Raw genomic sequence first — 24,724 nt, 5'->3', positions numbered from 1 at the left:
ACGCTCTATTCCGCTTTCCGCCCACCGAGCAGCATGTCAGACGCAAGATCGCGCGCCTTGTCGCGCGGCAGGCCCAATGCGCGCGCCATCGGCCCGCCGAGCAGCGCGTCGCCCAGCGCCATCAGCACGAGCTGCAACGTTTCCTCGTGGATGGGGTGGGCATCGTCGTTTCCCTCCGCGAGTTCGTCGACCAGATCGTGGATTGCGGTCAGGATCGGGTCGAGCGCGTCCTCGTCGCCCGACAGGATCATCCAGCTCGCGAGCGCGCCCGCGCCGCCGGTGCCGAACGCATCGAAGGTCAGATCGACCACTTCGCGCGGATCCTGATCGCCCGCGCGGGCCTCGAGCACCGCGTCGCGAATGGTCGAGGTGATCGCACCCGCCATCCGCTCGATCAGCGCCTTTTGCAGTCCCGCCGCGGAGCCGAAATGGTGGAGCAGATTGGCGTGTGTCCGCCCGATCCGCGCCGCGACCGCCTTGAGCGTGACCGCTTGCGGCCCCGATTCGAGCAGCAGCGCGCGCGCCGCCTCGAGCGCGGCGTCGCGCGATTCCTGCGGGGTCATCCGGCGACGGGAAGCGAGGGCGGTGGCGGCCATTATCCTTTCCCTGTCGGCGGATTCGCAGGGAAGATCAAGGCGAGGGCGTGCGCCGGGCAGGATTCCCGCGAAAGCGGGAATCCAGAGCCCAACGTGTGTCGCCCGCAATTCCGGACGCCTGCTTTCACAGGCGCATAAGGAGCCTACGCCGCCATGCGGAGCGGATCGTCGCTCTCCCCTTCGTCGAGCGTGAGCGTGTACGCTGCCCCCGGCGCGACGCCGCCCCGCGCTATCGAGCGCCGCGGCTCGGTCCGGCCGGTCGGGCGGAAGCCGAGCTTGGCGAGTACGCGCGCCGACGCGGGGTTGTCGACGAAATGCCAGGCGTGCAGCCGCCGATAGCCGAGCGCGTGGCGCGCCATCGCGATCACCGCATGGCCCGCCTCGGTCGCATAGCCGCGTCCCCAGACGGCGGGCGTCAGCCAGTAGCCGAGTTCGTGCGCGCCGTCCTCGGCGCGGTGGATGCCGATCCCGCCGACGATCTCGGCGGTATCGCCTTCGCGCGCGCAGATCAGGAAGCTCGGCTGCGCGGCGCCGCGCGGCAGCGACAGAAACGCCTCGGCGTCCTCCAGCGCATAGGGCCAGGGCGCGCGGGCGAGTTTGGCGACCACCGCTTCGTGCCCGATCGCGCGGCGCAGGGCGGGCGCGTCCTCGGGCCAGCCGGGCCGCAGGGTCAGTCTCTTGGTACGGGCGAACATCATACGCTCTCCTCACGCTTTTGAGCGGCCCCATGACGCGTCACCGTGACGCGTCCGAGACAGCGGGGGAGGGAGCAACAAAAAAGGGAGCCGGGGCGACCCGTCTCCCTTGATGGTTCCGATTGCGGTGGAACCCGGATCGCCTCGGTGGGCGACCCGGATGGTCACCCGATGTTATTCGGCCGCCGCCATAATCGCGTCTACCGAGCAGAACTTTCGGCCGAGCTTGCCCTGGTGGAAGGTCACGCGGCCTTCGACGAGCGCGAACAGCGTGTGGTCCTTGCCCATGCCGACATTGCGGCCGGGATAGAATTTGGTGCCGCGCTGGCGCACGAGGATGTTGCCCGGAATGGCGACTTCGCCACCGAACTTCTTCACGCCGAGACGACGGCCTGCCGAATCGCGGCCGTTACGCGACGAACCGCCTGCTTTTTTATGTGCCATTGTCTAAACTCCTTCGCGCTCAGGCCTTGTCGGCCGCGGGCTTCGCCGCCGCCTTCTTCGCCGGCGCCTTCTTGGGCGCGGCAGCCTTCGGTTCCGCCGCGGCTTCCGCCTTGGGCTCGGCGGCCTTCTTCGGCTCGGCCTCCTTCTTCTCTTCGCCGATGGCGAGAATCTTCAGGATCGTGTGCTGCTGGCGATGGCCGTTGCGGCGGCGATAATTGTGCCGGCGGCGCTTCTTGAAGACGATGACCTTCTCGCCCTTGGCCTGCGCGACGATCTCGGCGCCGACGGTGAGCCCGTCGACCGCCTTCAACTCGGCGCCCTCGCCCGCGAGCAGCACGTCGCCCAGCGTCACCTTGTCACCGGCTTCGCCGCCGATCTTCTCGACGACGATCTTGTCTCCGGCGGCAACACGATACTGCTTGCCGCCTGTGCGCACGACTGCGAACATGGCCCTCATCACTTTCCAAATGCATGTGCCCGCGCGAGCCAGGCCCGGCGGGAAAGGGGGTCCGCCTATGCCAGCGGACCGATTCTGTCAACGCCTCTTGGTCGGCGCCCGTGCGAATTTAGTGCCGGTGTTCGCGCCGCAGCATGTAGCGGCCGTCCTGATAATCGGTGAACAGCCCCGACAGCGCCGGATGATCGACCGGCTCGTCGCTGTCGTCGGGCACCAGATTGCCCTGGCTGACATAGGCGACATAGCTCGAATCGCCGTTCTCGGCGAGCAGGTGGTAGAAGGGCTGGTCCTTGCGCGGGCGCAGATCCTGCGGGATCGCGTCATACCATTCGTCGGTATTGGCGAAGACGGGATCGATGTCGAAGATCACGCCGCGGAAATCGAACATGCGGTGACGTACGACATCGCCGATCGTGAAATTCGCGTGCGCGACCGCCGGAAGCGGCGTGTCGGCGTCGGTGTGCGGAAGCAGCGGATGGGAACGATCCATGCCCCCAATCTAATGGCGATTCGGCGGCGCACAACCCGGCGCTTGCGGGCCGGTATCGATTGGGTTAGACGCCGCGCGCACATCGGCCGCCGCGCTTGCTCGCGGATACCTTTCTTGCGGAGAGGTGCCAGAGTGGTCGATTGGGACGGTCTCGAAAACCGTTGTGCCTTTACGGGTACCGTGGGTTCGAATCCCACCCTCTCCGCCATAAAGTCTCCCGTTTCGATATAGGGCTCGGATCAGCCCGCTGAATCGGCAGCGGTGCCGCTTTACACGCCAGTGGATCAAGCTCGTTCAGCAGCGCCAGCGCTCGCGCGTTACCCGCGCGTTTCGTCCATGGCTTCGAGCCCCATCGCGAGCGCGCCCAGCGGGCCGGCCAGCGCCCCGAGCCCCGGCGGCCCCAGGCGATCGTCGAGCTGATCGGCATAAGCGGCGAACGAGCCGTAGCCGGCGATGCTTGCCGCCAGCGCGGCGCGCAGCTTCGGGAACAGGCGCGCGCGAGACGTCATCACGCCGCCGCCGATGGCGATCCGTTCGGGCGCGGCGGTGACGACCAGATTATGCAGCAGCCCGGTGAGATCGTGGACGAACAGGTCCCATTCGGGATCTCCATCGGCAATCTCGCGCCCCGGCCGGCCGAACCTTTGTGCAAGCGCCGGCCCCGCGATCAGCCCTTCGACGCAATCGCCGTGGAACGGGCAGGCGCCGCCGAAATCGTCGCCGCGCACGCGCTGCACGCGCATATGCCCCGCTTCGCCATGCGCGGCGCCCTGCACCGGCCGGCCGCCCGAGATCAGCCCGACGCCGACCCCGGTGCCGATCGTGATATAGCAATGGCTTGCCAGCCCCTGCGCTGCGCCCCAGCGTTGTTCCGCGAAGGCCGCGCCGACCACATCGGTCTGGATCGCCAGCGGCGTGCCGTAGCGCGCGGTGAGTCGGCGGGTCAGGTGGGTTCCCGCCCAACCGGCTTTGGGGGTCGCGCTGAGCGAACCATAGGCCGGACTGCGCGGATCGAGATCGAGCGGGCCGAAAGAGGCGATGCCGAGCGCGTCGAACTGCCAGCCGTCGAGCACCTGCTCGAGCGCCGCCAGCGTCGTGGCGGGATCGGTGGTCGGCACGGTGTCGCGTGCCCGAACGTCGCCAGGCCCGGTGCCGAGGATGGCGACGCATTTGGTGCCGCCTAGTTCGAGGCCGGCGATCAGGGGAGAATTGGCCATGTGATCCTCGCGGAAGGCGGGCAGGGGCCGCCGCTGTTTCGGTGTACCGCAAGCGCACTATAGCGCGTCGTGCGCGACAGGAAATCGCGGCCGCGGTCGCGAGCGACCATCAGGCCCGGATCGCCTCCGGCCTGCCGGGTTCGACGACGTAGCGCGCCAGCGTGCTGACGTTGCCGCCCGGCGTGAACACCTGATCGACGACGCGGAGGTCGACGTTGCAGGCCTTCGGCGCGACATCGAACACCAGATAGCCCCGCTGATCGTGGATCATCGAGATGTGCGGATTGGTCGCCTTGCGCGGATCGGGGCCGATGGGAAGCCCGTTGCTGCTGCTCGAGCTGATCGACGTCGCGTGGAACTCGGGCGCAGCCGGCGGGCTTTCCAGATCGCCGCGCCGCGATGGCACGTTGCCGATGAAGAACATATGGCTGTCGCCCCCGGTGATGACGACGTTCTTGCCACGCTCGCCGATCATTTTGATCAGCCGCTCGCGCGCGTCGGGATAGCCCGTCCAATTGTCGTAGCCGTTCGAGGGCACTTTCTGCGCCGAGCGGTCGAAGGGCATGACGAGGCCGCCGAGCCCCAGCAGGTTCCAGTCGAAGGCGCTGGTCAGCCCGTCGCCGAGCCAGCGTTCCTGCGCATCGCCCAGCATCGTATCCGGCGCGTCGCGCGTATCGACGCAATTGCCGTCGCCCGGCTTCTCGCACAGGCGGATGCTGCGATAGCTGCGCTTGTCGAGGACATGAAGGCGCATCAGCCGGCCGAAATCGAGCCGCCGATACGTCTGCGGTGCGCCGCCATAGGGGAATTGGCGCATCCGCACGGGGCTATGTTCGTACCATGCCTGCATCGCCGCGGCCCGGCGCAGCAGGAAGATTTCGGGCGGCGTGCTGCTCGCGTCGAGATCGCCCGACCAGTCGTTCTCGACCTCGTGATCGTCGAACGACGACACGAACGCCGCGGTGGCATGCGCGGCCCTCAGATCGGGATCGACCTTGTAGAGCGTGTAGCGCCGCCGATAATCGTCGAGGCTGTAGATTTCGTCGCTGTCATGGTGGCGAACGAGCGGCGCCTTGGTGGCCGCGGCCGCGCTGGCGGGCTTCCCCTCGTAAATATAGTCGCCGTAATGATAGACGGCATCGAGATCGGCTTCGCGGCTGATGTGGCGCCAGGCGGTGAAGAGGCCGCGTTCGTAATGCTGGCAGCCCGCGACCGCGATGCGCAGGCGGTCGAGCGCCGCACCGGCGGCGGGCGCGGTGCGGACCGTGCCGGTGTCGCTGCGAATCCCGTCGACGACGAAGCGATACCAATAGCGGCGATGGCTGCTGAGGCCCGCGATCTCGACGTGAACCGAATGCGCCAACTCGGGCCGCGCGAGCGCCTTGCCCGCGCATACGATTCTGCGGAAGGCGTCGTCCTCCGCCACTTCCCATCCGAGCTGGACCGCCTCGGCGGCCATGCCGCCGTGGGGTTCGAAAGGCTTCGGCGCGAGGCGCGTCCAGATCACGAAACCGTCCGGCGCCGGATCGCCCGAGGCGACTCCCAATGCAAAGGGATCGTCGAGAAATTTGGGCGCGGCCAGCGCCGGCGTGCGGGCCAGCGCGGCGAACAGCGCGGCATGCCCGCCGGCGCGAAGCAGGGTGCGGCGGTCGAACGCAAATCCGGTCATCGTGCGGTTCTCGCTCTGGTCATGAGTGACGTGCCCGATCGGGCCTGTTCGCGATGTATTGTGACATGGCGGCGTCGACTCCCTGGCTCCAGACGAGATGCAGCGCGTCGGCAAAGGCCGCGACGACGTCGCGATCGTCCGCGAGATCGCCGTAGATCGCGCGCATGGCGATCCACCGTGCGGGGTTTTGCTTCGCCTCGTGGGCCGCGGCCGTCAGCGTCTCCCAGTTGGGATCGTTGGGGGCGATCGCCTGCCCGTGCTCATCGATGCCGTAGCAATAGCGGCACCACAGTGCGCTGGCGAGGATCAGCCCTTCAGGCATAACGCCCCGGGCGATGTTGTCGCGGATCGAAGGGATGATGAATTTCGGTTGCCGGTTCGACCCGTCGAAGCACAGCCGCCGCGCGGTGTCGGCGATCTCGGGATTGGCGAAGCGATCGCGGATCAAGCGCTTGTAATCGTCCAGATCCTGGCCCGGAACGGGCGGCACGATCGGCAGGATCTCGTCGGTTTCGATTCGGTCGAGGAAAGCGGCGATTGTTTCGTCGGCCATCACGTCATGGACATGCCCGATGCCCTTGATCCCGCCCGGATAGGCGATGATGGCATGGCCCCCGTTGAGGATGCGGATCTTCATCGTCTCGAAGGCGTGAACGTCGCTGGTAAAGGTAACGCCCACCTTTTCCAACGCCGGCCGCCCCGATGCGAACCGGTCTTCCAGCGCCCATTGGCGGAACGGCTCGCACGTTACGGGCACCGGATCGTCGAGGCCGAACGCGGCCGCCATCGCGCATTCGCGCGGGCCTGTCGCCGGCGCGATCCGATCGACCATGCCGTTGGGGAAGGTCGCGGTGGCATCGATCCATTCGGCAAGATCGGGATCGGACAGGCGGGCAAGCCCGACAGTCGCGGTGCGTGCTGCGTCGCCGTTGCCGGGCAGGTTGTCGCACGACAGCACCGTGAAGGGCGCAACCCCGGCCTCGCGGCGGTTCCGCAACGCGGCGATGATCGCGCCGAACGCTGTCGTCGGACGATCCGGGGCGGCGCTATCGGCAACAATGTCGGGCGCTGACGGATCGAACCGGCCGGTGGCGGGATCGATGAAATAGCCGCCCTCGGTGACGGTCAGTGACACGATACGGATTTCCGGCCGCGACATCGCCGCGATCAGCGGCCCGTTCGATGGATCGACGGCGATGAAATCGATCATCGCACCGATACGCCGCGCGCGTTTTCCCTCGGGATCAAGTTCGATCACCGTCGACAGGCAGTCCTGCGCTTTGAGCGCATCGCGCATCCTCGCGTCGGCCGGGCGGACGCCGGCGCCCAGGATCGCCCAATCGTGGTCTTCGCCGCGGGCGAACAGGTCGTCGAGATACACCGCCATATGGGCGCGATGGAAATTCCCGAGACCGATATGGACGATACCCGGCGTCAACCGGCTGCGATCGTAACAAGGCTGGGCGACGCTCATGTCATGCCATCCAATTGCCGCCGTCGACGTCCCGGTGGTCAAGGGCGCCCCGCATCATGTGAACAACTTTCCCTCCTCCCCCTTTCAGCGGGGGATCAGATGGCCGGGTAGACCGACAGTTCGATCGGCGCCTCGGGATTGACGACATTGTCGAAATCGACGACCGCGCCCTGCTCGATCAGCGTCTGTCGCAGATGCTCGAAATTCATGTCGGACATGCTGTAGCCGTGCCGGACGCTCAGCGCGGCGGCCGTCCCGGCGCCCTGGCCCATTGCCATGCACGTCGCCATGACGCGGACCGAGCCGAATCCGGGGCCGTCCGCGCTGAGGCAGCGGCCCGCGGTGACGAGATTGACGCTGCCTTGCGGCACGAGGCAGCGGAACGGAACGTTATATTCCTGCCGCGGGATGACGAGGCCGTTCTGGTCGTTGCTGTCGCTCGCGTGGATGTCGATGACGTGCGCGCCTTTCGCGATCGTGTCGGGAAAGGCCTTGGGGAACAGGATGTCGTCTCTTTGAAGCTCATAGAGGCCGACGATATGGTACGATTCGCGCACGCCCGTCTGGATACCCGATTTCGCCAGCCAGCAGTCCCGAAACTCCGGGAATTCGCGGCGCAATATCTCGATGATGAGTTGCAGGTTTTCGCGCAGGCTGCATTCGGTCCGCGTGAACCACGCCGGATCGCTCGCATCGGTCGCCTCGCGGAGCACGTTGATGCTCACCATGCCGTCGTGGAAGAATTTGTTGATCCACGGCCCGCCGAAAATCGGGATCTCGTCCTGTTCGTTGAGTTCGAGCAGGCGGGAACGGATCACCTCGGATACCGGCAGCATCCCGTCGACGGCGTCGCGGAAAAGATGGTCGAGCGCATCGGTGTCGACGCCGCCCAACTGGAACCAGAGTGTTGCCGGTTGCAGGACGTCGCCCTTGGTGGTGGGGAAGCCCGCTGCCCGCACAAGGTCGGCATCGCCGGTGCAATCGACGAAGATCTCCGCGGCATAGGCGACGCGGCCCGCCTTGTTCTGAACAACGACGTGGCTGACGCGATCGCCCTCCATCACGCAGTCCGAAAACCAGCTATGGTAGAGAAGCGTCACCCCGCTTTCGAGCAGAAGGCGCTGCGCGGCGAGCTTCAGGATTTCGTCGTTGACGGGGAAATTCCCGCTTTCGAGCGTCACGTCCGCGCCGCCGAGTTCGGCCGCTTTCCGAAGAAGCTCGAACGGGATTCCGCCGATATGCTGCTTGCCGAAATGGCGGAACTCGCTGATCGGCGTCACCAGCGCGCTCGTCGACATGCCGCCGAGGAAACCATAGCGTTCGATCAGCAGCGTCTTCGCGCCATTGCGCGCCGCGGCCACCGCCGCGATCAGGCCCGCCGGCCCGCCGCCGCAGACGACGACGTCATACGTGCCGGCGACGGGCACCTCGCTGCTGGGCAGGTGGATCGACGCATTCTGCTTGAACATCGCGGACAGGCTTCTTTCTTATTGGCTGGTTTGGGGGTGAAGGGAAACGCGTTGGGCTGCCGTCGCCCGGATTGGCTCAGCCGGCGACGCAAGCTGCCTGGCAATGCCAAGTCGAGCGCCAGCGGCAGGCCTGTGCAGCGATTGCATGATCGAACCTTGCTTCTTCCGCGTGACCATCTGCCATTTTCCGCCTCGTTAGATAGCGTTAATGTACCCTTGCCACACAGGGTTGTGGCCGTCAATATAATAGGTATAAAGTTGATATAAAATGTATATTTTTCATATACGCAATCCTGCTTGCGTGAAGGGGTCCTTTAGAAATCGAGAAAGGAGAATAACGATAATGTAAGTTTGGCGCCTGCCGTGTCGGGCGCTAGACTCCGGGTGTCGAAACGGGAGACGCGGGGCATGGCGGAGGTGATCAAGGGGCGTCGTCAGCCCACTCTTCAGGATCTGGCGAAGGCCGTCGGGTTGACGGCCAATACGGTGTCGCGCGCGCTCAACGACAAATCGGGCGTCAGCGCGACGACCCGGGCATTGATCAAGGCCGAGGCCGAGCGTCTCGGCTATGTTCCGAACGTCCACGCCCGCTCGCTGGTGCTCGGCTCGCGCAAGACGATCGGGGTGATCGTCACCAACATCTCCAACCCCTTCTTCTCCGATCTGGTGAGCGAGGTCGAATTACAGGCGCAGCACGCCGGCTACACGGTTCTGCTGCTGCTCTCCTACGAATCGGCTGAACGCGAGCAGGACGCCATCGACAGGGCGCTGCGATCCGGGCTCGATGGTCTCATCGCGGCGCCCGTGCAGGAGCGTTCGACCGCCTGGACGCCGATCATCAAGGCCGGCATTCCCCTGGTTCTCGTCAGCCGCGAACTGCCAGAACTGAACGTCGATTTCTATTCCACCGACAACGAGGCGGGCATCCAGCTCACCACCGACGCCGTCCTGGCACGGGGCGCAAAGGACGTCGTACTGCTCGACGAAGATATGCCGTTTTCCACCATCCGGCTTCGCACCGAGGGATTCCGGCGGTCGCTCGAGCGGCACGGGCTTGCGTTCGACCCGCGCAACAATCTCGCGCTCGTCCCGCCGGCGCGCTCGTTTCGCGTTTCCCAATCATGGCATGCCGACGACGCCTATCGCGTCGCCAGCGACCTGCTCGATCGCGGTCGGCGCCCCGATGCCTTCGTCGTCGGGGACGATTATTATGCGCTCGGCCTGTACCGCGCGCTGCGTGAGCGCAACATCCGGATTCCCGACGACGTGCTGGTGATGGGATGGGGCAACCACCCGTTCACCCGGTTCATGGAGCCGCCGCTGTCGACACTGCTCCTGCCCTTCGAGGAGGTCGCCCGACGCGCCACGCGCCGGCTGCTCGACCGGATTCAGGGCAAGGCGGACGATCGCGTCGTCAACGATCACATCGTTCCCGAACTCGTCATCCGCGCGTCAAGCATGCGCTGATCGTTTGCGCCGGCTGCGCCCGATCACCACGATCAGGATCACCGCCGATAGCGGGTGCAGCACGGCCAGTCCGGTGAACAGCGCGACATAATCGAAATGCGCGAGGATCGATCCAGCGAACAGGTTGAACACCAGCGCCGTGCTGGCGCCGACCGCGCCGAGGATTCCCACCGCCGAGGCATTGACGCGCGCCGGAAACAGGCCCGCCAGCAGCACGTAATAGCCTACGAACCAGCCTTGGCAGACCACGACGACGATCGTGATGATGATGATCGCCACCGCCACGCTCGAGGTCATGGTGATGAGTGCGCCCAGCGGCATCAGCGCGGCGGTGAGCGCGAAAATCCAAAGCTGGACGCGGATCGAATCGTGGCCGCGCTCGGTGAAGCGATCCACTATGCGGCCCAGCACCATGCACGCCAGCACGGCGGCGATGAACGGCAGCCCGCCGACGACCCCCAGTTCGGACAGCGACAGCCCGGCGCGCTCCTGTAGATAGCCGGGAATCCAGAACAGATAGAAATACCAGACCGGATCGCTCAGCATCCGCGCCGCGATGATCGACCAGAACCTCTTGTCGCGCATCAGCCCGCGAATCGAGGCGTCGCCTTCGTCGACCGGCTCGGGCAGCGTCGGCGCGGCATCCGCGATCGGCTGGGCAGGCGGCGTATGCCGGGTGTCGGTGAACCACCACAGGATCGCGATGACGATCCCGATCGCACCCGGAATCACGAAGGCGGCGCGCCAGTCGATGGCCGTCGCCAGCACCGCGATCAGCGGCGGCGCGAGAATGGCGCCGATATTGCCGGCCGGCGTGGCGATGCTGATCGCCAGCGCGCGGCGCTCGATCGGGACCCAGTTCAGGATGGCACGCTGAACGACGGGAAAAGCGCCGGGCTCCGCTGCGCCCATCAGCACGCGTGACGCGGCGAGGTGGCTGAAGCTGTGCGACAGGCCCGACGCGATGTTCGCAACCGACCAGCCGACCGCGAACAGCGTCATGCAGATCCGTGTTCCGAACCGGTCGATCAGCCGGCCGCTCACGACGTACATGACGATATAGGGCAGCATGAACGCGAAGGTCAGCAACGAATAGGCTTCGTCGTCGAATGCCAGCTCGTCTTTCATGATCGGCTTGAGAATCGACAGCGTCTGCCGATCGAAATAGTTGAGCACCAGCAGCGCCATCAACAGTCCGATGATGAACCAGGCTTTGCGCGGCATCTTCTTGGCCGGTGCGGCGCCGGTATCTGCTGGCGGGGCTTGCGTCATCTGACAGGTCCAATCGGTTGAGGTTGGCGTACCGGCGCGTCGAACTCCTGCACGGCGCCGTTTTCCATGAATCGATCGATGCGGGAAGCGCGTTGCTCCCCGGCCCGGCAACGACGCCGGATGTTTGCCCTATGCCCGATTGCGCGATGGTCATCGGATTGTCGCACGATCGCGATAGGCGAGCGCCGGCGCCGCGGGTTGGACGGCGATACCGCAAGCCGTCGCGGGTGCGGCGGGGCCGGGGGCGCCACAGCATCCATATCGCGTGCCTTAAAGGCCAATCGCTGATCCTCGCCCTGTAACATTATCGTTATTGTAAATTAGGATAGAGAGTCTGTCCATAGCGGCATCGAGACGGCAAATTTTCACATAAACATAATATATTTCAACGAAATATGTCCATATTGACGACAATAGCGATATATGGCAGAGTTACATTAACGATATTGAGAACGCTCGGCAGACGGCGTGACGCGATAGGGGGCCGAAGGCGCGCATAGCCGCCGCCAGGGGTGCTGTTCGTGGTCGCTCGTTCATAATATTATACAAAAATCACAATGTGTTACTGGGAGGTCATCATGAGATTGAAGGCAAGTTTGTTCCTCGCGACATCGGCTGTGACATTGATGGCGGCCGCCGTTCCCGCTGTTGCCCAGCAGGCCTCGTCGCCGGCCGGTGATGAAGGATCGCAGGCAGGGGAGGGGATCGTCGTCACCGGCTCGCGCATCGCCCGGCCCGAACTCCAGTCGCCGATGCCGGTCAGCGTCACCAGCATGGAGCAGGCGATCGACCTCGGGCGGATCAGCGCGATCGAGGCGCTCGAACTCGATCCGGCGCTCGGCACCAACCAGAACCTCAGCAGCGATGTCAGGGGGTGGGATGCCGGTATCTCGGCGGTCAACCTGCGCGATCTCGGCACCAATCGCAGCCTGACGCTGATCGACGGGCAGCGGCGCGTGTCGGGGTCGGCCCGCTCCTCCGCGGTCGACATCGGCATGATCCCGGTGAGCATGATCGATCGGATCGAGGTAGTCACCGGCGGTGCTGCTGCCATTTACGGCGCGGATGCGGTGACCGGCGCGGTCAACGTCATCACCAAGCGCGATATCGAGGGGCTCCACATTTCCGGGCTGGCCGGGATTTCGGAGCAGGGCGACGCCGCGAAATATCTGGTCTCGGCCGCCACCGGCGGCAAGTTTGCCGATGGCCGGGGCACCTTCTCGATCGGCGGCGCCTATTCGCAATCCAATCCGCTGATCTACACCGATCGCTTCGACTGGCGCGATTGGCCGACGTACCGGGCAAACCCTGAGAATACGGGCATCGATGACGGCATTCCCGATCGGGTGTACTCGCCGCACACCCGGCAGCTCTATTATGATTACGTGCCGACCTACTGGCTCGGCGGCAAGCGCTACATGGTCGAGGGCGGCAACGTTCGCGAATCCAAGTGCGACATCGAATACAGCCCCGGGCAATATGCCGTCTGCGATGGCGGCGATGGCAGGAACCTGAGCGATCGCGACCAGTTCCAGGGCGGCCTCAAGTCGTTGGCGCTGATGGGCCGGCTCGATTACCAGGTCACCGACGCAATCGAATTCGGCACGTACTTTTCCTATGCGCGCCAGAAGTACGACGGCACGTACAATTATTGGCGCGACGATAGCCGTACGACCTATTTCTCAGGCCCGGTGCCGGGTGGGCGGGGCGCCAGCGCGATGCTGGACAACCCCTATCTGCCCGATTCCGTCCGGCAGGTGATGCTCGATAACAACCTGACGTCGCTGTATATCGATCGGACCTACGGCAATTTCCCGGAGCGGGAAGAAGATCATAACCGGGAAAGCTATACCATCGGCTCGTCGCTTGGCGGCAAGCTGGGCTCCAGGTTCAAATGGGAAGCCTTCTGGCAATATGGCCGGGTAACCGACAACGTCACCGAAGCGAACGCCCCCTGGAAGTCGCACTGGATCGCCGCGCGCGATGCCATCGCCGATCCCGTCACCGGCGATCCCATCTGCCGCGATGCGGCGGCGCGCGCGCAGGGTTGTGTGCCGTTCGACATCTTCAGTACGGCGCCGGCGACCGATGCGCAGATCAAGTGGGCGATGGCCGATCGCCACGAGAAGCGGGTCAATACGCAACAGATTTACGGGGCGAATATCAACGGCCCGCTGTTCGCTCTCCCTTATGGCGATGTCTCGGTCGCCGTGGGTGCCGAGCACCGCAGGGAAACGCTCCGGACGACGGACGATCCGCTCGCGCTTGCCGGTGAGCTGGTCTACGGCGCCGGTCCGTCCGAGCATCCCGAACTCGACGAAGCGTTCAGCGTGAGCGAGGCATACGGCGAGCTGGTCGTTCCGCTTCTCAGCGATCTGCCGTTCGCCCGGCGGCTCGAGGTCGAAGGCGCGTACCGCTATTCGGATTACAGCACCGTCGGCGCCACCCATGCATGGAAGGCGGGCGCGATGTGGTCGCCCATCGACGGGGTCAGCTTCCGCGGCGTTCGCTCGCGCAGCGTTCGCACGCCGAATTTCGGCGAGCTTTACGAAGCGAAGGTCGAAACGCTCACCGGCGCCTATACCGATGCGTGCTCGCTGGCATTGTATTACGCCTCCGCGACGCGGGCGGCGAACTGCAAGGCGCTGGGGATCGATACCCCGTTCGAGACGCCCCGGATCGGGCCGGTCGTCGTCACCGGCGGCAACCCCGACCTCAAGCCGGAAACCTCGAACAGCCTGACGCTAGGCGTCATCCTGCAACCGAGCTTCGTGCCGGGCCTCGATGTGACGGTCGATTATTGGGATATCGACATCAAGAATGTCATCACCCAATTCTCCTACGCCACACTCATCAGGCTTTGCGTCGACGCGCCGACGATCGACAATCCCTATTGCGCGCGCGTTACCCGCGATCCCGCCACCGGTTATGCGACGCGGGTCGAATCGAACCAGCTCAACGCCGCACGCCTCTATGCGCGCGGCATCGATATCGGGCTGGCCTATCATCGGCCGCTGGGCGGCGGCGCGCTCAACCTGTCGTTCAAGGGCAGCTACCTGCTCGACAAGGTGACCGAAACCACGCCGGGCATCCCGGAAGGGGACATCGTCTATGATGGCGCGTGGGGAAACCCCCGGTTCCGGGGCAATCTGCTGGCAGGGTACAAGATCGACGATCTCAACGTCACGCTCAACACGCGCTTCATCAGCGCCGCGACCTATGAACTGAACACCGATTCGGACGAGGCCTATCCGCAGCAGCATATCCCTGCGAAAGTATATAACGACCTGTCGATCCAATATGATATCGGCGATAAATATCGTATCGGTTTTGGTGTGAACAATATCATGAATACCATGCCGAAATATCTGCCGGGGATTTACCGTGATACGTCGATCTATGGCGTCGTCGGCCGGTATTTCTTCACGACGATCAACATGAATTTCTAAGCATGTAGAACGAGAGGCAAGCGGGGGTTTCATCCCTCGCTTGCCTCTCCAACAAGGAGAGCAGGGGCATGATCCGATCCCTCATCGCCGTCGCGGGGGTGCTGGCGCTTGCTTCCCCCGCTATCTCACAAACCCCGCCGAGCGGCGCGAAAGCCGAGGTGGTGCGCGGCGTGGAGGCGCGCGCGAAGCTGTCGCAGGTCATCAACGACGAACTGTTCAGCTTTGCCGAAATCGGCTTCCAGGAACATGAGACCGAACGGTATCTGACCGCCCTGCTCGAAAAGGAAGGCTTCACGATCGAGCGCGACATCGCAGGGCTGCCGACGGGGTGGACCGCGCGGTGGACGAACGGCGCCGACGGCCCGGTGATCGCGCTGGGCAGCGACATCGATGGGATTCCTAAGGCAAGCCAGACCCCCGGCATCCCGTGGCGCCAACCGATGGTCGAGGGCGCGCCGGGGCATGGCGAGGGGCACAATAGCGGGCAGGCGATGAACATCGTCGCGGCGCTGGCGGTGAAGGACTGGATGGTCCGCACGCGCACGCCGGGCACGCTGGTGATCTGGCCCGGCGTTGCCGAGGAACTGCTGGGCGGCAAGGCCCGTTTCGTCCGTGCCGGCGTGTTCAAGGACGTCGATGCGACGATCTTCAGCCATGTCAGCAGCCAGCTCGCCACCAGTTGGGGGCGGCCGAACGGCACCGGCATGGTCAGCGTCGAATATACGTTCGAAGGCGAGAGCGCGCATGCGGCGGCGGCGCCGTGGCGGGGACGGTCGGCGCTCGACGGCGCGATCGCGATGGCCAATGGATGGGAGATGCGCCGCGAGCACCTGCGGCCCGAACAACGCTCGCATTATGTCATCAGCGACGGTGGCGATCAGCCCAACGTGGTGCCGTCAGAGGCGAAGATCTGGTTCTATCTGCGCGAGATGGATTTCGCCGCCATCGAAAAGATGCTGGCGACCGCCGACACCATTGCCGACGGCGCCGCCAAGATGACGAGCACCACGGTCAGCCGGCGCATCCTGGGCGCGGCGGCAACGCAGAATTTCAATCGGCCGATGGCGGAGGCCGCCCAGGCCAATATCGTCGCGGTCGGCCTCCCCAAGTGGGATGCCGACGATCAGGCATTCGCGCGCGCGGTGCAGGAAAATGTCGGCGCGACGGTGACAACCGGCCTGCCGACGAAACTGGCGGCGTTCGGTCCGCCGCCCAAGGAACCGAAGTCGGCGGGATCGGACGATATCGGCGATGTGAGCTGGACGGTGCCGACGATCACCATCCGCTATCCGGCCAATATCCCGGGGTTGCCGGGGCACAATTGGGCGAACGCCATCGCGATGACGACGCCGATCGCGCACAAGGGCGTGCAGGCGGGCGCCAAGGTGATGGCGATGACGGTCGTCGACCTGTTGACCAAGCCAAAGTTGTTGGCGGAGGCGAAGCGCTATTTCCGTGAGGTGCAGACGAAGGATCAGCAATACGTCCCCATGCTGGCGAAGGACGATACGCCGCCGACATGGCTGAACGCCGAACTCATGGCGCGGTACAAGCCCGAGCTGGCCAAGCATTATTACGATCCGCAGCGTTATGGATCGTATCTTGAGCAGCTTGGGGTCAAATGGCCGACACTGGGCACCGGGCCGGCGACATCGAAATAGGACCTTCAGGCCGTCGGCGGTTCGCCGCCGATCGCGGCGGGAATCGCACCGTAAGACTGGACAAGTAGGGAGTTCATCAATGTCGAGCGCGCCCGTATTCACGCGCCGCCGGTTGCTGACGAACGCGGCGCAGGTTGCGTCGGTTGCGGCGGCGGCGACATTGATGCCGCCCAATGTGCAGAAGCTGATGGCGCAGGCGCCACGCCGTGCAGCCACGTTGAAGGACATCAAGCACGTCGTCCTGCTGATGCAGGAGAACCGGTCGTTCGACCATTATTTCGGCATGCTGTCGGGCGTGCGCGGCTTCGGCGATCCCGAAGCGCAGATGCTCTCGACGGGCAGGAACGTCTTTCATCAGCCGGACGCGGCAAACCCCGACGGCTATCTGCTGCCGTTCCATCTCGACACCTTCGCCACCAACGCGCAGAAGCTGCCCTCCACCAGCCATGCCTGGGCGGTGCAGCATCAGGCGTGGAACGGCGGCAGGATGGATCGGTGGCTGCCGGCGCACCGCGCCGCCGATGGGATGAATGGCCCCTATACGATGGGCTATTTCAAGCGCGAAGATATCCCGTTCCACTATGCGCTGGCTGAGGCGTTCACGATCTGCGACGCCTATCATTGCTCGGTGATGGGGCCGACCTGGCCGAACCGGTTTTATCATATGAGCGGCATGCTCGATCCAGAGGCGGCGGGCGGCGGGCCCGTAATCGAGAATATCATGCCGCCCGGCGGATTTCGCTGGAAAACCTACGCCGAACGATTGCAGGACGCCGGGATCGACTGGCGCATCTATCAATATGGCGACATGGGGAAACGCCCCAACAACATATTCAAATATGTCGCACGGTTCCGGAATGCCGCGGCCGGTTCGCAACTGGCGATGCGCGGGTTGCCGGATGCCGACGAGGACCGGTTCGCCCATGACGTGCGTCACGATCGCCTGCCCGCCGTTTCGTGGCTGATGCCCTCCGCCGTGGGGTGCGAGCATCCCGATTACATGCCCGCCGCCGGTGCCGATTTCATCGCGCGCCGGCTCAACGAACTCGCCGCCAACCCGGATGTCTGGGCCAAGACTGTCTTCATCCTCAATTACGACGAGAACGACGGTCTGTTCGATCATGTCGCGCCGCCCGTCCCCCCCGCGGGCACGTCGCGGGAATTTGTCGACGGCATGCCGATCGGCGCCGGCTTCCGCGTGCCTTGCATCATCGTCTCGCCCTGGACGGCAGGCGGCTGGGTCTCCAGCCAGCGGTTCGACCACACCTCGGTCCTGCAATTTCTGGAACGGATCACCGGCGTGCGCGAACCCAATATCAGCGACTGGCGCCGCAAGACCTTCGGCGATCTCACGTCGGTTTTCCGCTTCGATCAGGCTGCCGGCAGGCCGCCGGTCCTGCCGGGGACGGACGAGATGCTGGCGCTCGCCCGGAATAATGTGGCGATCCTGCCCGATCCCCCCATTCCAGATTCGAAGCAACGGATTCCGGCGCAGGAACACGGCAAGCGCCAGCGAATTCGATAGACGTTTCAACGGGAAGCGGGCAGGCGGGCAGATATTGCGCGACGATAGGAGGAAGACGACATGAGCGAGAATCCGCCGGGCTCGGACGATCCTCTTTCGCCGGAACGCCGCCTGCTTCTCGGTGGCCTTGCCGCCGCCGCCGGCGCGGCCCTGACGCCCGCGACCGTGAGTGCGGCGCCGACGCGCGCGCGCGATCGGCGCACCGTCGATGATGCAGCCCTGCGCGCCCATATCGACACCGTGGTCGTGATCTATGCGGAGAACCGCAGCTTCAACAATCTGTTCGGCGATTTTCCCGGGGTCGAGCAGCCGCTGTCGAAAGTGCCGCCGGAACGCTACACCCAGCGCGACCGCGACGGTAGCGTGCTTGAGCGGTTGCCGCCGATCTGGGAGGGGCTGGTCCCGCACCGGCAGGTCGTCGAGCATCGCGAATATTTGATCGACGAGAATGGGATCGCACCGCTTCCCAACGCGCCGTTCGCGCTCAGCACGCCGGAGGGCGATCCGCTGCCGCACGGCATCGTCACCCGCGATCTGATCCATGCGTTCTACAACAACCAGTTGCAGATCAACGGCGGGCGCAACGACGGCTTCGTCGCCTGGGGAGACAGCGGCGCGCTGGTGATGGGGCATTATGGCGACAATGCCGCCAACCTGCGACTGTGGCAGATCGCGCGCGACTTCACCTTGTGCGATAATTTCTTCATGGGCGCGTTTGGCGGCTCGTATCTCAATCACCAATATCTGATCGCCGCGCGGCCGCCTTTCTATCCCAACGCGGACAAGAGCCCGGCCAGGGGCCGCATCACCGCGCTCGAAGGCGACGATCCGCACGGTATCCGCCCGAAGCAGACCGATCGGTCGCCGGCCAGCGCGCTCGATGGCCCGGTGCGGCTGGTGCCCAATTCGATCACCCCCGATTTCTGGGCGGTTAACACGATGACGCCGCCTTATGCCCCGACCTACGATCTCGACCCCAACCGGCCGGGCTATGCCGACTGGTCCGATGCCAAGACGCTGGTGCCGCAGCATCACGCGACGATCGGCGACATGCTGTCGCAGCGCGGGGTGGACTGGGCATGGTATGCCGGCGGCTGGGACGCGGCGCTGGCGGGCCATGCCAACGACGCCCAATTTCCCTCGCGGCCCAATTTCCAGCCGCACCACCAGCCGCTCAACTATTTCGTCCAGTTCGCTCCCGGTACCGCGGCGCGCGCGCGGCACTTGCGCGACGGCGGCCTGGGCGAGACGGCACGGACCAACAAATTCCTCGCCGATGTCGAGGCGGGCACGCTGCCGCCGGTCACCTTCTACAAGCCGCAGGGCAACCTCAACATGCACGCCGGCTATTCGGACGTCGACGCCGGCGATCGCCATATCGCCGGGGTGATCGACGCGCTGCAAAAGAGCCCGCAATGGGAAAAGATGCTCGTCGTCGTCACCTTCGACGAGAATGGCGGCTGGTGGGATCACGTCGCGCCGCCCAAGGGCGATCGCTGGGGGCCGGGCACGCGCATCCCGGCGCTCGTCATCTCGCCGCACGCGCGCCACGGCGAGGTCGATCACACGATCTACGACACCGGTTCGATCGCGCGCTTCATCACGCGGCGGTTCGGGCTGAAAAAGCTCCCCGGCCTGATCGAGCGCGAACGTGCGATGATCGCGGCCGGCGGCCCTCCACCGGGCGACCTCACCGGCGCGCTCGCCTTGGGCTGACCGGTAGACGACCGGCCGTTCAATAATGCATCCTCACTCGAGCGCCTTGTCCGATGCGTGCAGCGTGTAGTGATCGCTGCCTTGTTCGTCGACGTCGAGCGTCACCTGCCAGGGCGGCAGATCGGCGAAGCGCACCACCGATAGCGTTTTCGAATCCGGGCCGACCGTGCTTCGGGCGAGGTTTCGGGTTGTCGAGCGGCCGTCGACATCGACCACGAAACGGACGACCCGCGGAATGGCGCTTCGGCCGACGACGCTGACGACCACCATGCCGTTTTGCCGGGTGACGTTCATGGCGACCGGCCTGGACGATGTTGTCATGGGTCTCTCCTGTGCGGATGCGTGCGAAGCGATCGCGGCGATACCTGCCGCCGCAACGCCGATGAGCGCTGGTCCCGGCCGCATCTCAGCGGCCTGCCTTCGGTGGCGCGGGGTCTTGCGGGGGCTTGATCGGCAGCACGTCCGAATCGACCCCGAACATGCCTTCGGACCCCGGAAAGGTGTTGAGGAACCGCGCGAGCAGGTCCGGCCCGATCTCGCGCGCGATCAGTTCGGGCGTCGGCTGCTGGCCGCGGCGGCGGATGAGTTCCCAGACGGCGGCGACCTCGGCATAGAGGTCCGCCTGCGGCGATCGGCGCGTGACCTGCTCCAGCCCGGCCTCAGGCGCCGGGGCGCTCGGAAGGATCTCGGCATCGCCGGGCAATTGAGACACCTCGGCGCGCGGGGTCTCGTCATGGTCGAGTTGCTCGACACGATTGCGCTGTGACGGCGACCCGGTTTCCTGCGGGATTTGCCGAACCGCGATATCGTGGTCCTGACTTGTCTGAAGGCCGGCATCGGGCGGCGGCGTGATCCGCTGCTGCGCCGCCGATGGCGCGCACGCCGCCAGAGCGGCCGCGCCCGTCGCCGCCGCCAGCGGTGATCGCACGGCCCGCATCGTCAGAACCCGGTCTGGGTGACGGCGATCGCGGCGCCGCCGCTCTGGTTGATGATAAGCCCGAGATCATAGCCCGTTTGCGCGATCGCGGCGTCGTTGGTGTCGCCCAACTGGCTCACGTCGAGGTGATTGCCCGCGCCGTGCTGCGACAGCGAGGCGCTATTGTCGTTGCCGTCCTGAAGCAGCGTCAATTCGTTGGCAGCGCCGCTCGCGGCGATCTGCTGAACGGTGGCGGTGTTGGCCACGCCCGACTGGCTGACGATGGCGATATTGGCGCCGCCGGGATCACCGGCCTGCACCGCGTCGAGCACATTGCCCGCCCCGTCGCTGAGTGCGGTCAGATCGGCGGCGGCGCCCGTCTGACGGACGCGAAGATCGTTGCCGTCGCCCATCATCGATGCGAGCAATTTCTTGTCGGGATCGTCCTGGGCGATGGTCGCGGCGTTGGCGGTGCCGGTCTGGTCGATCGCGACCGATTGCGCCGAGGCCGATGTGGCCGTGGCGGCGGCGACCGGTAGAGCGAGCCCGGTGAAAAAGCATAAGCGCTTCATGGCGCGGCCTTCCGCAAAAAAGGGATCCGGGGGCGAGGGTGGAAGCCCCCGGATCCGCAAGGATTACTGGCTGACGGTCGCCGAGTTGAACGACCCCGACTGCGTCACGAACGAGCTGTTGCCGTCGGTGAACTGCTGAACCAGCGCGCTGTTGTTGTTGCCGCTCTGGTCCACCATCGAGTTGTTGCCGTCGCCATACTGGAGCACCAGCGCATATTGCGCGCTGCCGGCCTGGGTGATCGACGAGGTGTCGTTGTCGCCATACTGGCCGGCGCCGGCATAGCTGCCCGATCCGGTCTGGACGATCGTCGACACGTCGAAATTGCCCGTCTGCGCGTTCTGCGCCCAGTGGTTGTCGCCGTCCTGATCGATCGACGACTGGCCGTCGTCGCCCGATTGCCAGATCTGCGCCGAGAAATTCTCGGTCGGTGGGCTGTCTTCACGCTGGGTGATGCTGGCGGTGTTGCGATCGCCGGTCTGCTCGATCAGCGCATCGCTGTCCTCGGCGCGCTGCGTGACCGTGGCGTCGTTCTGGTCGCCCGACAATTGATGGACATAGGCGACCGAGCGGTTGCCGTAGTTCAGCACCAGCGACGTGCTGTTGGTGCCGTTCTGCCACACTTCGGCATAGCCCTGATTGGCGCGCTGATAGACCTCGGACGAATTGTTGTCGCCCGCCTGGCTGACATAGGCCGACGAATCGATCGGACGAATGCCGCCCGGCGAGGTCTGATCGACCAGGCTGGTGTTGCCATTGCCCGATTGATCGACGGTCGCGAGCACGTTTTCGCCATCCTGGACGACGTCGGACGAGTTGCCGTCGCCGCTCTGGGTGACATAGGCGTCGTCGTTGGTCCCCGATTGGGCCACCGTCGAGCCGTTGAGCGCGCCGCTCTGCGTCACGTACGCCTCGCCGGCATCGCCCGTCTGATCGACCGAGCTGTTGTTGGCGAGCCCGGGCTGGGTCACCTCGGCGACATGGCCGCCGCTGCCCGCCTGGTTGATCGTGCTCGTGTTGCCATAGCTGTCGTCGGTCAGCGCCGCGGTCGCGTCACCCTGGCTCACCGTCGCCGAGTTGCCGTCGCTCGACTGGACGACGCTCGACGATTGCCAGTCATCGACCTGGGTGACAGCAGCGGTGTTGCTGTCGCCCGATTGCTCGATATACGAGTTCGACTGGACAGCGAACGTGCTCGTGTCCTGGTTGACCGTCGCCGAGTTGCTGTTGCCGGTCTGCTCGATGTCGGACACGTTCTGCGGCGTGGCGCCCGAGCCGTCGTCGGCCTGCGTCACGTTCGCGGTGTTGCTCGCACCGCTCTGGTTGATGAGCGAGTCGCCGCCCGAAAGCGATCCGGTCTGGTCGACGACGGCGCCGTTGCCGGTGTTCGACTGGTTCACCGTGCTGGTCGATTGGGCGAAAGCCGGCACGGCGATCGACAGCGCGATCACCGATGCCGCACCCATGAGCATCTTCTTCATTGTCACTCTCCCTATTGTCGTTTGCGGGCACGGACATCGCCCCCGCAGTTGCCGGAGATCACGCGTCCGCCGAGACCGGCCTCGCGACGGACGACGGGAGCAAGGGGGTCGAAAGCTCAGGTGCGGCGACACAAAATGCGGGGGAGGCACGCGCGCCACCGCACCTTGCGCACCGCCGGAAGAAGGAGCATCATCCGGCGGTGAGCACTGCTCACGACTGGCGAGGTTCCCGTAACCTCACCGTTCCGGGTCCATCGACATCGAGATACCAATCGGGGTGTCGATGGACCTGTTCTTCGAACCCGGCCGGGGCCGGATTCATCCTCTCCATCAACCTCCTCCTGACGCGCCCGGGGCGCGTGGTGTGGCTGTGGGTGGTGTGGCGGCGCCTCCGGGCGGGGTCGCGCGCGTCATCGCCGGTATGTTCGGCGCGGCGTTCTGCTGCGGCCGGGGCGTGGCGGATGGAGTGGCCCCGCGTGCTGGCGGCGCACCCATCGCGGGCGCGGCACTCGAACCGTATGACAGAATCGGGGCCGGGAGGCGCGATCCGGCCGCAAGCGCCGGCCCCGTTGGCCGCTGCGATACGCGCGGCGCGGGTTGCAGCGCCGCGCGCGGCGGGCAGGCGCCGGTGATCGTGCTGCCGTCGGCACGGCGCGGCAGCAGCACCGCGGCGGCGTCGATATTGTCGCGTTGTGCGTAATAGGATCGCAGCAGCGCCTCGCCGCCCTCGGGCGTGGTCGCGATGCACCACAGATCGGTGCTCGCGCCCTCGATCACCAATCCGTAGACCGCGGCCTCGATCGCCTGTTGCAGCGCCAGCGCGTCGGGCTCGTTATAGGCGACGCCCGCCTCGAGTTCGAGCAGGTCCTTGAACGCGACGTAGCGGAAGGTGTTGGCGTCGAGCCCGATCGATGCGATCGATTTGCGCACGCTGATCGTCGACAGCACTTCGCCGGTCTTGACGCTGACGGCGCGTAGATAGACCGTCACGGTATCTTCGCGATATTGCGTGCTGCCGCCGATGCCCAGGAAGCGCGCGCCGAGCCCGCCCGATTTGGTGTTGCTGTCATAGCCGATGATCCCGCCTTCAAGCAGGATGCCGGCAAACAGCAGCGGGGGCAGCGCCTGGCGATTGAGCGTCTTCTCGCCGAGATAGGCCGCGCGCATCTCGCGGATCACCGCGCGCTCGCGCAGCAGGTTGTCCAGCCGCTCGCGCTCGATCACCGTGAACCAGCCGTGGTTGCCCGCTTCCTGAAGCGCCTTGACGAGGATCGAGGTCGCGCCCTGCGTCACCGCGCGCGACAGCGTCTGCACGCCTTCGGTCGGCTTGAACTGGCCGGTCTGGTCGGTGAAATTATAGACCGCGATCGCGACCCGGTCGCCCGGCAGGGGCAGTTGCTCGAGCTTGACCGTCATCGGCGTGCGCTTGGTGGGCTGCGCCTGCGACCAGCTCGACGGGTTGTTCGCCGCGCAGCCGGCGAGCATGAGCGCGCCGCCCAGCACCGCCAATGCGGTGCGCCGGGCCGATGCGGCGCTCATTGCCCGAGACCGGCGAGCAGCGCGCCCTCGTCGGAGCTGTCCTGCAACAACGGCACGATGATCTCGGTCACCGATCCGTCGGCGTTGTTGGTGATCGTCAGCGTTACCGAATCGACCCCGCGGACGAACGAGATCACCTGATCGCCGAATTGGATGACGCCGCTGTCCTGCGCGTTCTCGCCGAAAATGACGTCGGTGATCTGGGTCGCGAGCGACGAGAGCAATCGGCTCTGCAACGTGCGCAGGAATTGCGACGCGGGATCCTGCGAGGTGATCGCGTTGGGATCCTTATACTTGTTCTGCGCCGAGGCGACGCCGAGCAGATGCGCGGAATTGAAAGGGTTGCCGCCGAAACTGGGGTTGATCGGCTGATAGACGATATCCTGCCCGTGGCCCGGCTCCGCGATGGCGAAACCGAGTGCGATCGCAATGAACGCCGGGATGCCGATCGTCTTGATCGTGATGCGCATGTGCCCTCCTTGTCCGCCAGCCACCCGGCCGGCCAGGTCGGCGCCGACCTCGCGAACGAGCGGCACCGGCCATCGCGCGCCGATGATCGGATCGACGCGATTCGAACTTCCATGCGACCGGATTTCCGGCATCGCCCCGAAACGCTA

21 protein-coding genes and 1 tRNA gene are annotated in these 24,724 nt (G+C 65.4%); 6 read left to right on the top strand and 16 right to left on the bottom strand.

All coding sequences use genetic code 11. The features are described 5' to 3' along the window. Positions 1-5 precede the first annotated feature (5 nt). From DFR49_RS08885 to hspQ, 5 genes are all read right to left on the bottom strand, one after another. On the bottom strand, positions 6-596 hold the full coding sequence (locus tag DFR49_RS08885; RefSeq protein WP_119035427.1) for a TetR/AcrR family transcriptional regulator: 591 nt from the start codon (positions 594-596) through the stop codon (positions 6-8). Between the two features lie 143 nt (positions 597-739). Next, positions 740-1,291: a GNAT family N-acetyltransferase gene (locus tag DFR49_RS08880; RefSeq protein WP_211325884.1), complete on the bottom strand. Its 552-nt coding sequence runs from the start codon at positions 1,289-1,291 to the stop codon at positions 740-742. A 174-nt stretch (positions 1,292-1,465) separates the two neighbouring features. After that, entirely contained in the window at positions 1,466-1,735 is a 270-nt protein-coding gene (rpmA, locus tag DFR49_RS08875) for a 50S ribosomal protein L27 (RefSeq protein ID WP_119035426.1), read from the bottom strand. A 19-nt stretch (positions 1,736-1,754) separates the two neighbouring features. Then, entirely contained in the window at positions 1,755-2,183 is a 429-nt protein-coding gene (gene rplU, locus DFR49_RS08870) for a 50S ribosomal protein L21 (RefSeq protein WP_119035425.1), read from the bottom strand. 118 nt (positions 2,184-2,301) lie between these two features. Then, positions 2,302-2,682 carry a heat shock protein HspQ gene (gene hspQ / locus DFR49_RS08865; protein WP_119035424.1) on the bottom strand — a complete coding sequence of 127 codons (381 nt, stop codon included), beginning with the start codon at positions 2,680-2,682 and terminating at the stop codon, positions 2,302-2,304. 118 nt (positions 2,683-2,800) lie between these two features. Between hspQ and DFR49_RS08860 the strand changes: the two genes are divergently transcribed. Continuing rightward, positions 2,801-2,890, top strand: a tRNA-Ser gene (locus tag DFR49_RS08860). 109 nt (positions 2,891-2,999) lie between these two features. On the opposite strand, the gene DFR49_RS08855 is transcribed toward DFR49_RS08860, so the two are convergent. From DFR49_RS08855 to DFR49_RS08840, 4 genes are all read right to left on the bottom strand, one after another. After that, a complete protein-coding gene (locus DFR49_RS08855; RefSeq protein WP_211325849.1) occupies positions 3,000-3,899 on the bottom strand; it encodes an ROK family protein in 900 nt (299 codons plus the stop codon). Between the two features lie 109 nt (positions 3,900-4,008). Continuing rightward, positions 4,009-5,568 carry an alkaline phosphatase D family protein gene (locus DFR49_RS08850; RefSeq protein ID WP_119035423.1) on the bottom strand — a complete coding sequence of 520 codons (1,560 nt, stop codon included), beginning with the start codon at positions 5,566-5,568 and terminating at the stop codon, positions 4,009-4,011. A gap of 19 nt (positions 5,569-5,587) precedes the next feature. Beyond that, on the bottom strand, positions 5,588-7,042 hold the full coding sequence (locus DFR49_RS08845; protein ID WP_119035422.1) for a mannitol dehydrogenase family protein: 1,455 nt from the start codon (positions 7,040-7,042) through the stop codon (positions 5,588-5,590). 95 nt (positions 7,043-7,137) lie between these two features. Then, positions 7,138-8,511, bottom strand: coding sequence for an FAD-dependent oxidoreductase (locus DFR49_RS08840; protein WP_119035421.1), 1,374 nt, complete (start codon positions 8,509-8,511; stop codon positions 7,138-7,140). Between the two features lie 408 nt (positions 8,512-8,919). Here DFR49_RS08840 and DFR49_RS08835 point away from each other — a divergent pair, with 408 nt between their 5' ends. Continuing rightward, the gene (locus DFR49_RS08835) at positions 8,920-9,978 is read left to right on the top strand and encodes a LacI family DNA-binding transcriptional regulator (protein ID WP_119035420.1); all 1,059 of its coding nucleotides are present in this window, start codon (positions 8,920-8,922) and stop codon (positions 9,976-9,978) included. Here DFR49_RS08835 and DFR49_RS08830 read toward each other — a convergent pair. After that, complete coding sequence (locus DFR49_RS08830) at positions 9,964-11,250, bottom strand: MFS transporter (RefSeq protein ID WP_119035419.1); 1,287 nt, start codon at positions 11,248-11,250, stop codon at positions 9,964-9,966. The genes DFR49_RS08835 and DFR49_RS08830 overlap by 15 nt on opposite strands. A gap of 578 nt (positions 11,251-11,828) precedes the next feature. On the opposite strand from DFR49_RS08830, the gene DFR49_RS08820 reads away from it, so the two are divergent. The 4 genes from DFR49_RS08820 (at position 11,829) to acpA (ending at position 19,601) form a co-directional block, all read left to right on the top strand. Beyond that, the gene (locus tag DFR49_RS08820; RefSeq protein ID WP_170150983.1) at positions 11,829-14,699 is read left to right on the top strand and encodes a TonB-dependent receptor plug domain-containing protein; all 2,871 of its coding nucleotides are present in this window, start codon (positions 11,829-11,831) and stop codon (positions 14,697-14,699) included. 68 nt (positions 14,700-14,767) lie between these two features. Then, entirely contained in the window at positions 14,768-16,360 is a 1,593-nt protein-coding gene (locus DFR49_RS08815; protein WP_119035416.1) for an amidohydrolase, read from the top strand. Positions 16,361-16,439: 79 nt separating this feature from the next. Then, positions 16,440-17,885, top strand: coding sequence for an alkaline phosphatase family protein (locus DFR49_RS08810; RefSeq protein ID WP_119035415.1), 1,446 nt, complete (start codon positions 16,440-16,442; stop codon positions 17,883-17,885). A gap of 60 nt (positions 17,886-17,945) precedes the next feature. Next, positions 17,946-19,601 carry an acid phosphatase gene (acpA, locus tag DFR49_RS08805; RefSeq protein ID WP_119035414.1) on the top strand — a complete coding sequence of 552 codons (1,656 nt, stop codon included), beginning with the start codon at positions 17,946-17,948 and terminating at the stop codon, positions 19,599-19,601. Positions 19,602-19,634: 33 nt separating this feature from the next. Here the strand turns inward: acpA and DFR49_RS08800 are convergent, their stop codons facing one another. The 6 genes from DFR49_RS08800 to DFR49_RS08775 form a co-directional block, all read right to left on the bottom strand. Then, entirely contained in the window at positions 19,635-19,922 is a 288-nt protein-coding gene (locus DFR49_RS08800) for a hypothetical protein (RefSeq protein ID WP_147373673.1), read from the bottom strand. A gap of 85 nt (positions 19,923-20,007) precedes the next feature. After that, positions 20,008-20,529: a hypothetical protein gene (locus DFR49_RS08795; protein WP_147373672.1), complete on the bottom strand. Its 522-nt coding sequence runs from the start codon at positions 20,527-20,529 to the stop codon at positions 20,008-20,010. A gap of 11 nt (positions 20,530-20,540) precedes the next feature. Next, positions 20,541-21,089 (bottom strand): hypothetical protein, encoded by a 549-nt coding sequence (locus DFR49_RS08790; protein ID WP_119035411.1) that lies wholly within the window; start codon positions 21,087-21,089, stop codon positions 20,541-20,543. A 63-nt stretch (positions 21,090-21,152) separates the two neighbouring features. Beyond that, positions 21,153-22,568 carry a hypothetical protein gene (locus DFR49_RS08785; protein ID WP_119035410.1) on the bottom strand — a complete coding sequence of 472 codons (1,416 nt, stop codon included), beginning with the start codon at positions 22,566-22,568 and terminating at the stop codon, positions 21,153-21,155. 330 nt (positions 22,569-22,898) lie between these two features. Then, positions 22,899-24,107: a CsgG/HfaB family protein gene (locus DFR49_RS08780; protein ID WP_119035409.1), complete on the bottom strand. Its 1,209-nt coding sequence runs from the start codon at positions 24,105-24,107 to the stop codon at positions 22,899-22,901. Continuing rightward, complete coding sequence (locus DFR49_RS08775) at positions 24,104-24,577, bottom strand: curli assembly protein CsgF (RefSeq protein ID WP_119036319.1); 474 nt, start codon at positions 24,575-24,577, stop codon at positions 24,104-24,106. Before DFR49_RS08775 ends, DFR49_RS08780 begins: the two co-directional genes overlap by 4 nt. Positions 24,578-24,724 lie beyond the last annotated feature (147 nt).

Source organism: Hephaestia caeni (assembly GCF_003550065.1).
Taxonomy (GTDB): Bacteria; Pseudomonadota; Alphaproteobacteria; order Sphingomonadales; family Sphingomonadaceae; genus Sphingomonas; species Sphingomonas caeni_A.
The sequence above is the reverse complement of the archived record's forward strand: the minus strand, read 5'-3'. Positions and strand labels throughout refer to the sequence as shown.

Excerpts from the sequence above, each read along its gene's own strand:
- DFR49_RS08880 (WP_211325884.1), bottom strand. The coding sequence starts at position 1,291 with ATGTTCGCCCGTACCAAGAGACTGACCCTGCGGCCCGGCTGGCCCGAG.
- DFR49_RS08850 (WP_119035423.1), bottom strand. The coding sequence starts at position 5,568 with ATGACCGGATTTGCGTTCGACCGCCGCACCCTGCTTCGCGCCGGCGGG.
- DFR49_RS08885 (WP_119035427.1), bottom strand. The coding sequence starts at position 596 with ATGGCCGCCACCGCCCTCGCTTCCCGTCGCCGGATGACCCCGCAGGAA.
- acpA (WP_119035414.1), top strand. The coding sequence starts at position 17,946 with ATGAGCGAGAATCCGCCGGGCTCGGACGATCCTCTTTCGCCGGAACGC.
- hspQ (WP_119035424.1), bottom strand. The coding sequence starts at position 2,682 with ATGGATCGTTCCCATCCGCTGCTTCCGCACACCGACGCCGACACGCCG.
- DFR49_RS08830 (WP_119035419.1), bottom strand. The coding sequence starts at position 11,250 with ATGACGCAAGCCCCGCCAGCAGATACCGGCGCCGCACCGGCCAAGAAG.
- DFR49_RS08845 (WP_119035422.1), bottom strand. The coding sequence starts at position 7,042 with ATGAGCGTCGCCCAGCCTTGTTACGATCGCAGCCGGTTGACGCCGGGT.
- DFR49_RS08780 (WP_119035409.1), bottom strand. The coding sequence starts at position 24,107 with ATGAGCGCCGCATCGGCCCGGCGCACCGCATTGGCGGTGCTGGGCGGC.
- DFR49_RS08785 (WP_119035410.1), bottom strand. The coding sequence starts at position 22,568 with ATGAAGAAGATGCTCATGGGTGCGGCATCGGTGATCGCGCTGTCGATC.
- DFR49_RS08810 (WP_119035415.1), top strand. The coding sequence starts at position 16,440 with ATGTCGAGCGCGCCCGTATTCACGCGCCGCCGGTTGCTGACGAACGCG.
- DFR49_RS08835 (WP_119035420.1), top strand. The coding sequence starts at position 8,920 with ATGGCGGAGGTGATCAAGGGGCGTCGTCAGCCCACTCTTCAGGATCTG.
- DFR49_RS08820 (WP_170150983.1), top strand. The coding sequence starts at position 11,829 with ATGAGATTGAAGGCAAGTTTGTTCCTCGCGACATCGGCTGTGACATTG.
- DFR49_RS08790 (WP_119035411.1), bottom strand. The coding sequence starts at position 21,089 with ATGAAGCGCTTATGCTTTTTCACCGGGCTCGCTCTACCGGTCGCCGCC.
- rplU (WP_119035425.1), bottom strand. The coding sequence starts at position 2,183 with ATGTTCGCAGTCGTGCGCACAGGCGGCAAGCAGTATCGTGTTGCCGCC.
- DFR49_RS08855 (WP_211325849.1), bottom strand. The coding sequence starts at position 3,899 with ATGGCCAATTCTCCCCTGATCGCCGGCCTCGAACTAGGCGGCACCAAA.
- DFR49_RS08775 (WP_119036319.1), bottom strand. The coding sequence starts at position 24,577 with ATGCGCATCACGATCAAGACGATCGGCATCCCGGCGTTCATTGCGATC.
- DFR49_RS08840 (WP_119035421.1), bottom strand. The coding sequence starts at position 8,511 with ATGTTCAAGCAGAATGCGTCGATCCACCTGCCCAGCAGCGAGGTGCCC.
- DFR49_RS08800 (WP_147373673.1), bottom strand. The coding sequence starts at position 19,922 with ATGACAACATCGTCCAGGCCGGTCGCCATGAACGTCACCCGGCAAAAC.
- rpmA (WP_119035426.1), bottom strand. The coding sequence starts at position 1,735 with ATGGCACATAAAAAAGCAGGCGGTTCGTCGCGTAACGGCCGCGATTCG.
- DFR49_RS08815 (WP_119035416.1), top strand. The coding sequence starts at position 14,768 with ATGATCCGATCCCTCATCGCCGTCGCGGGGGTGCTGGCGCTTGCTTCC.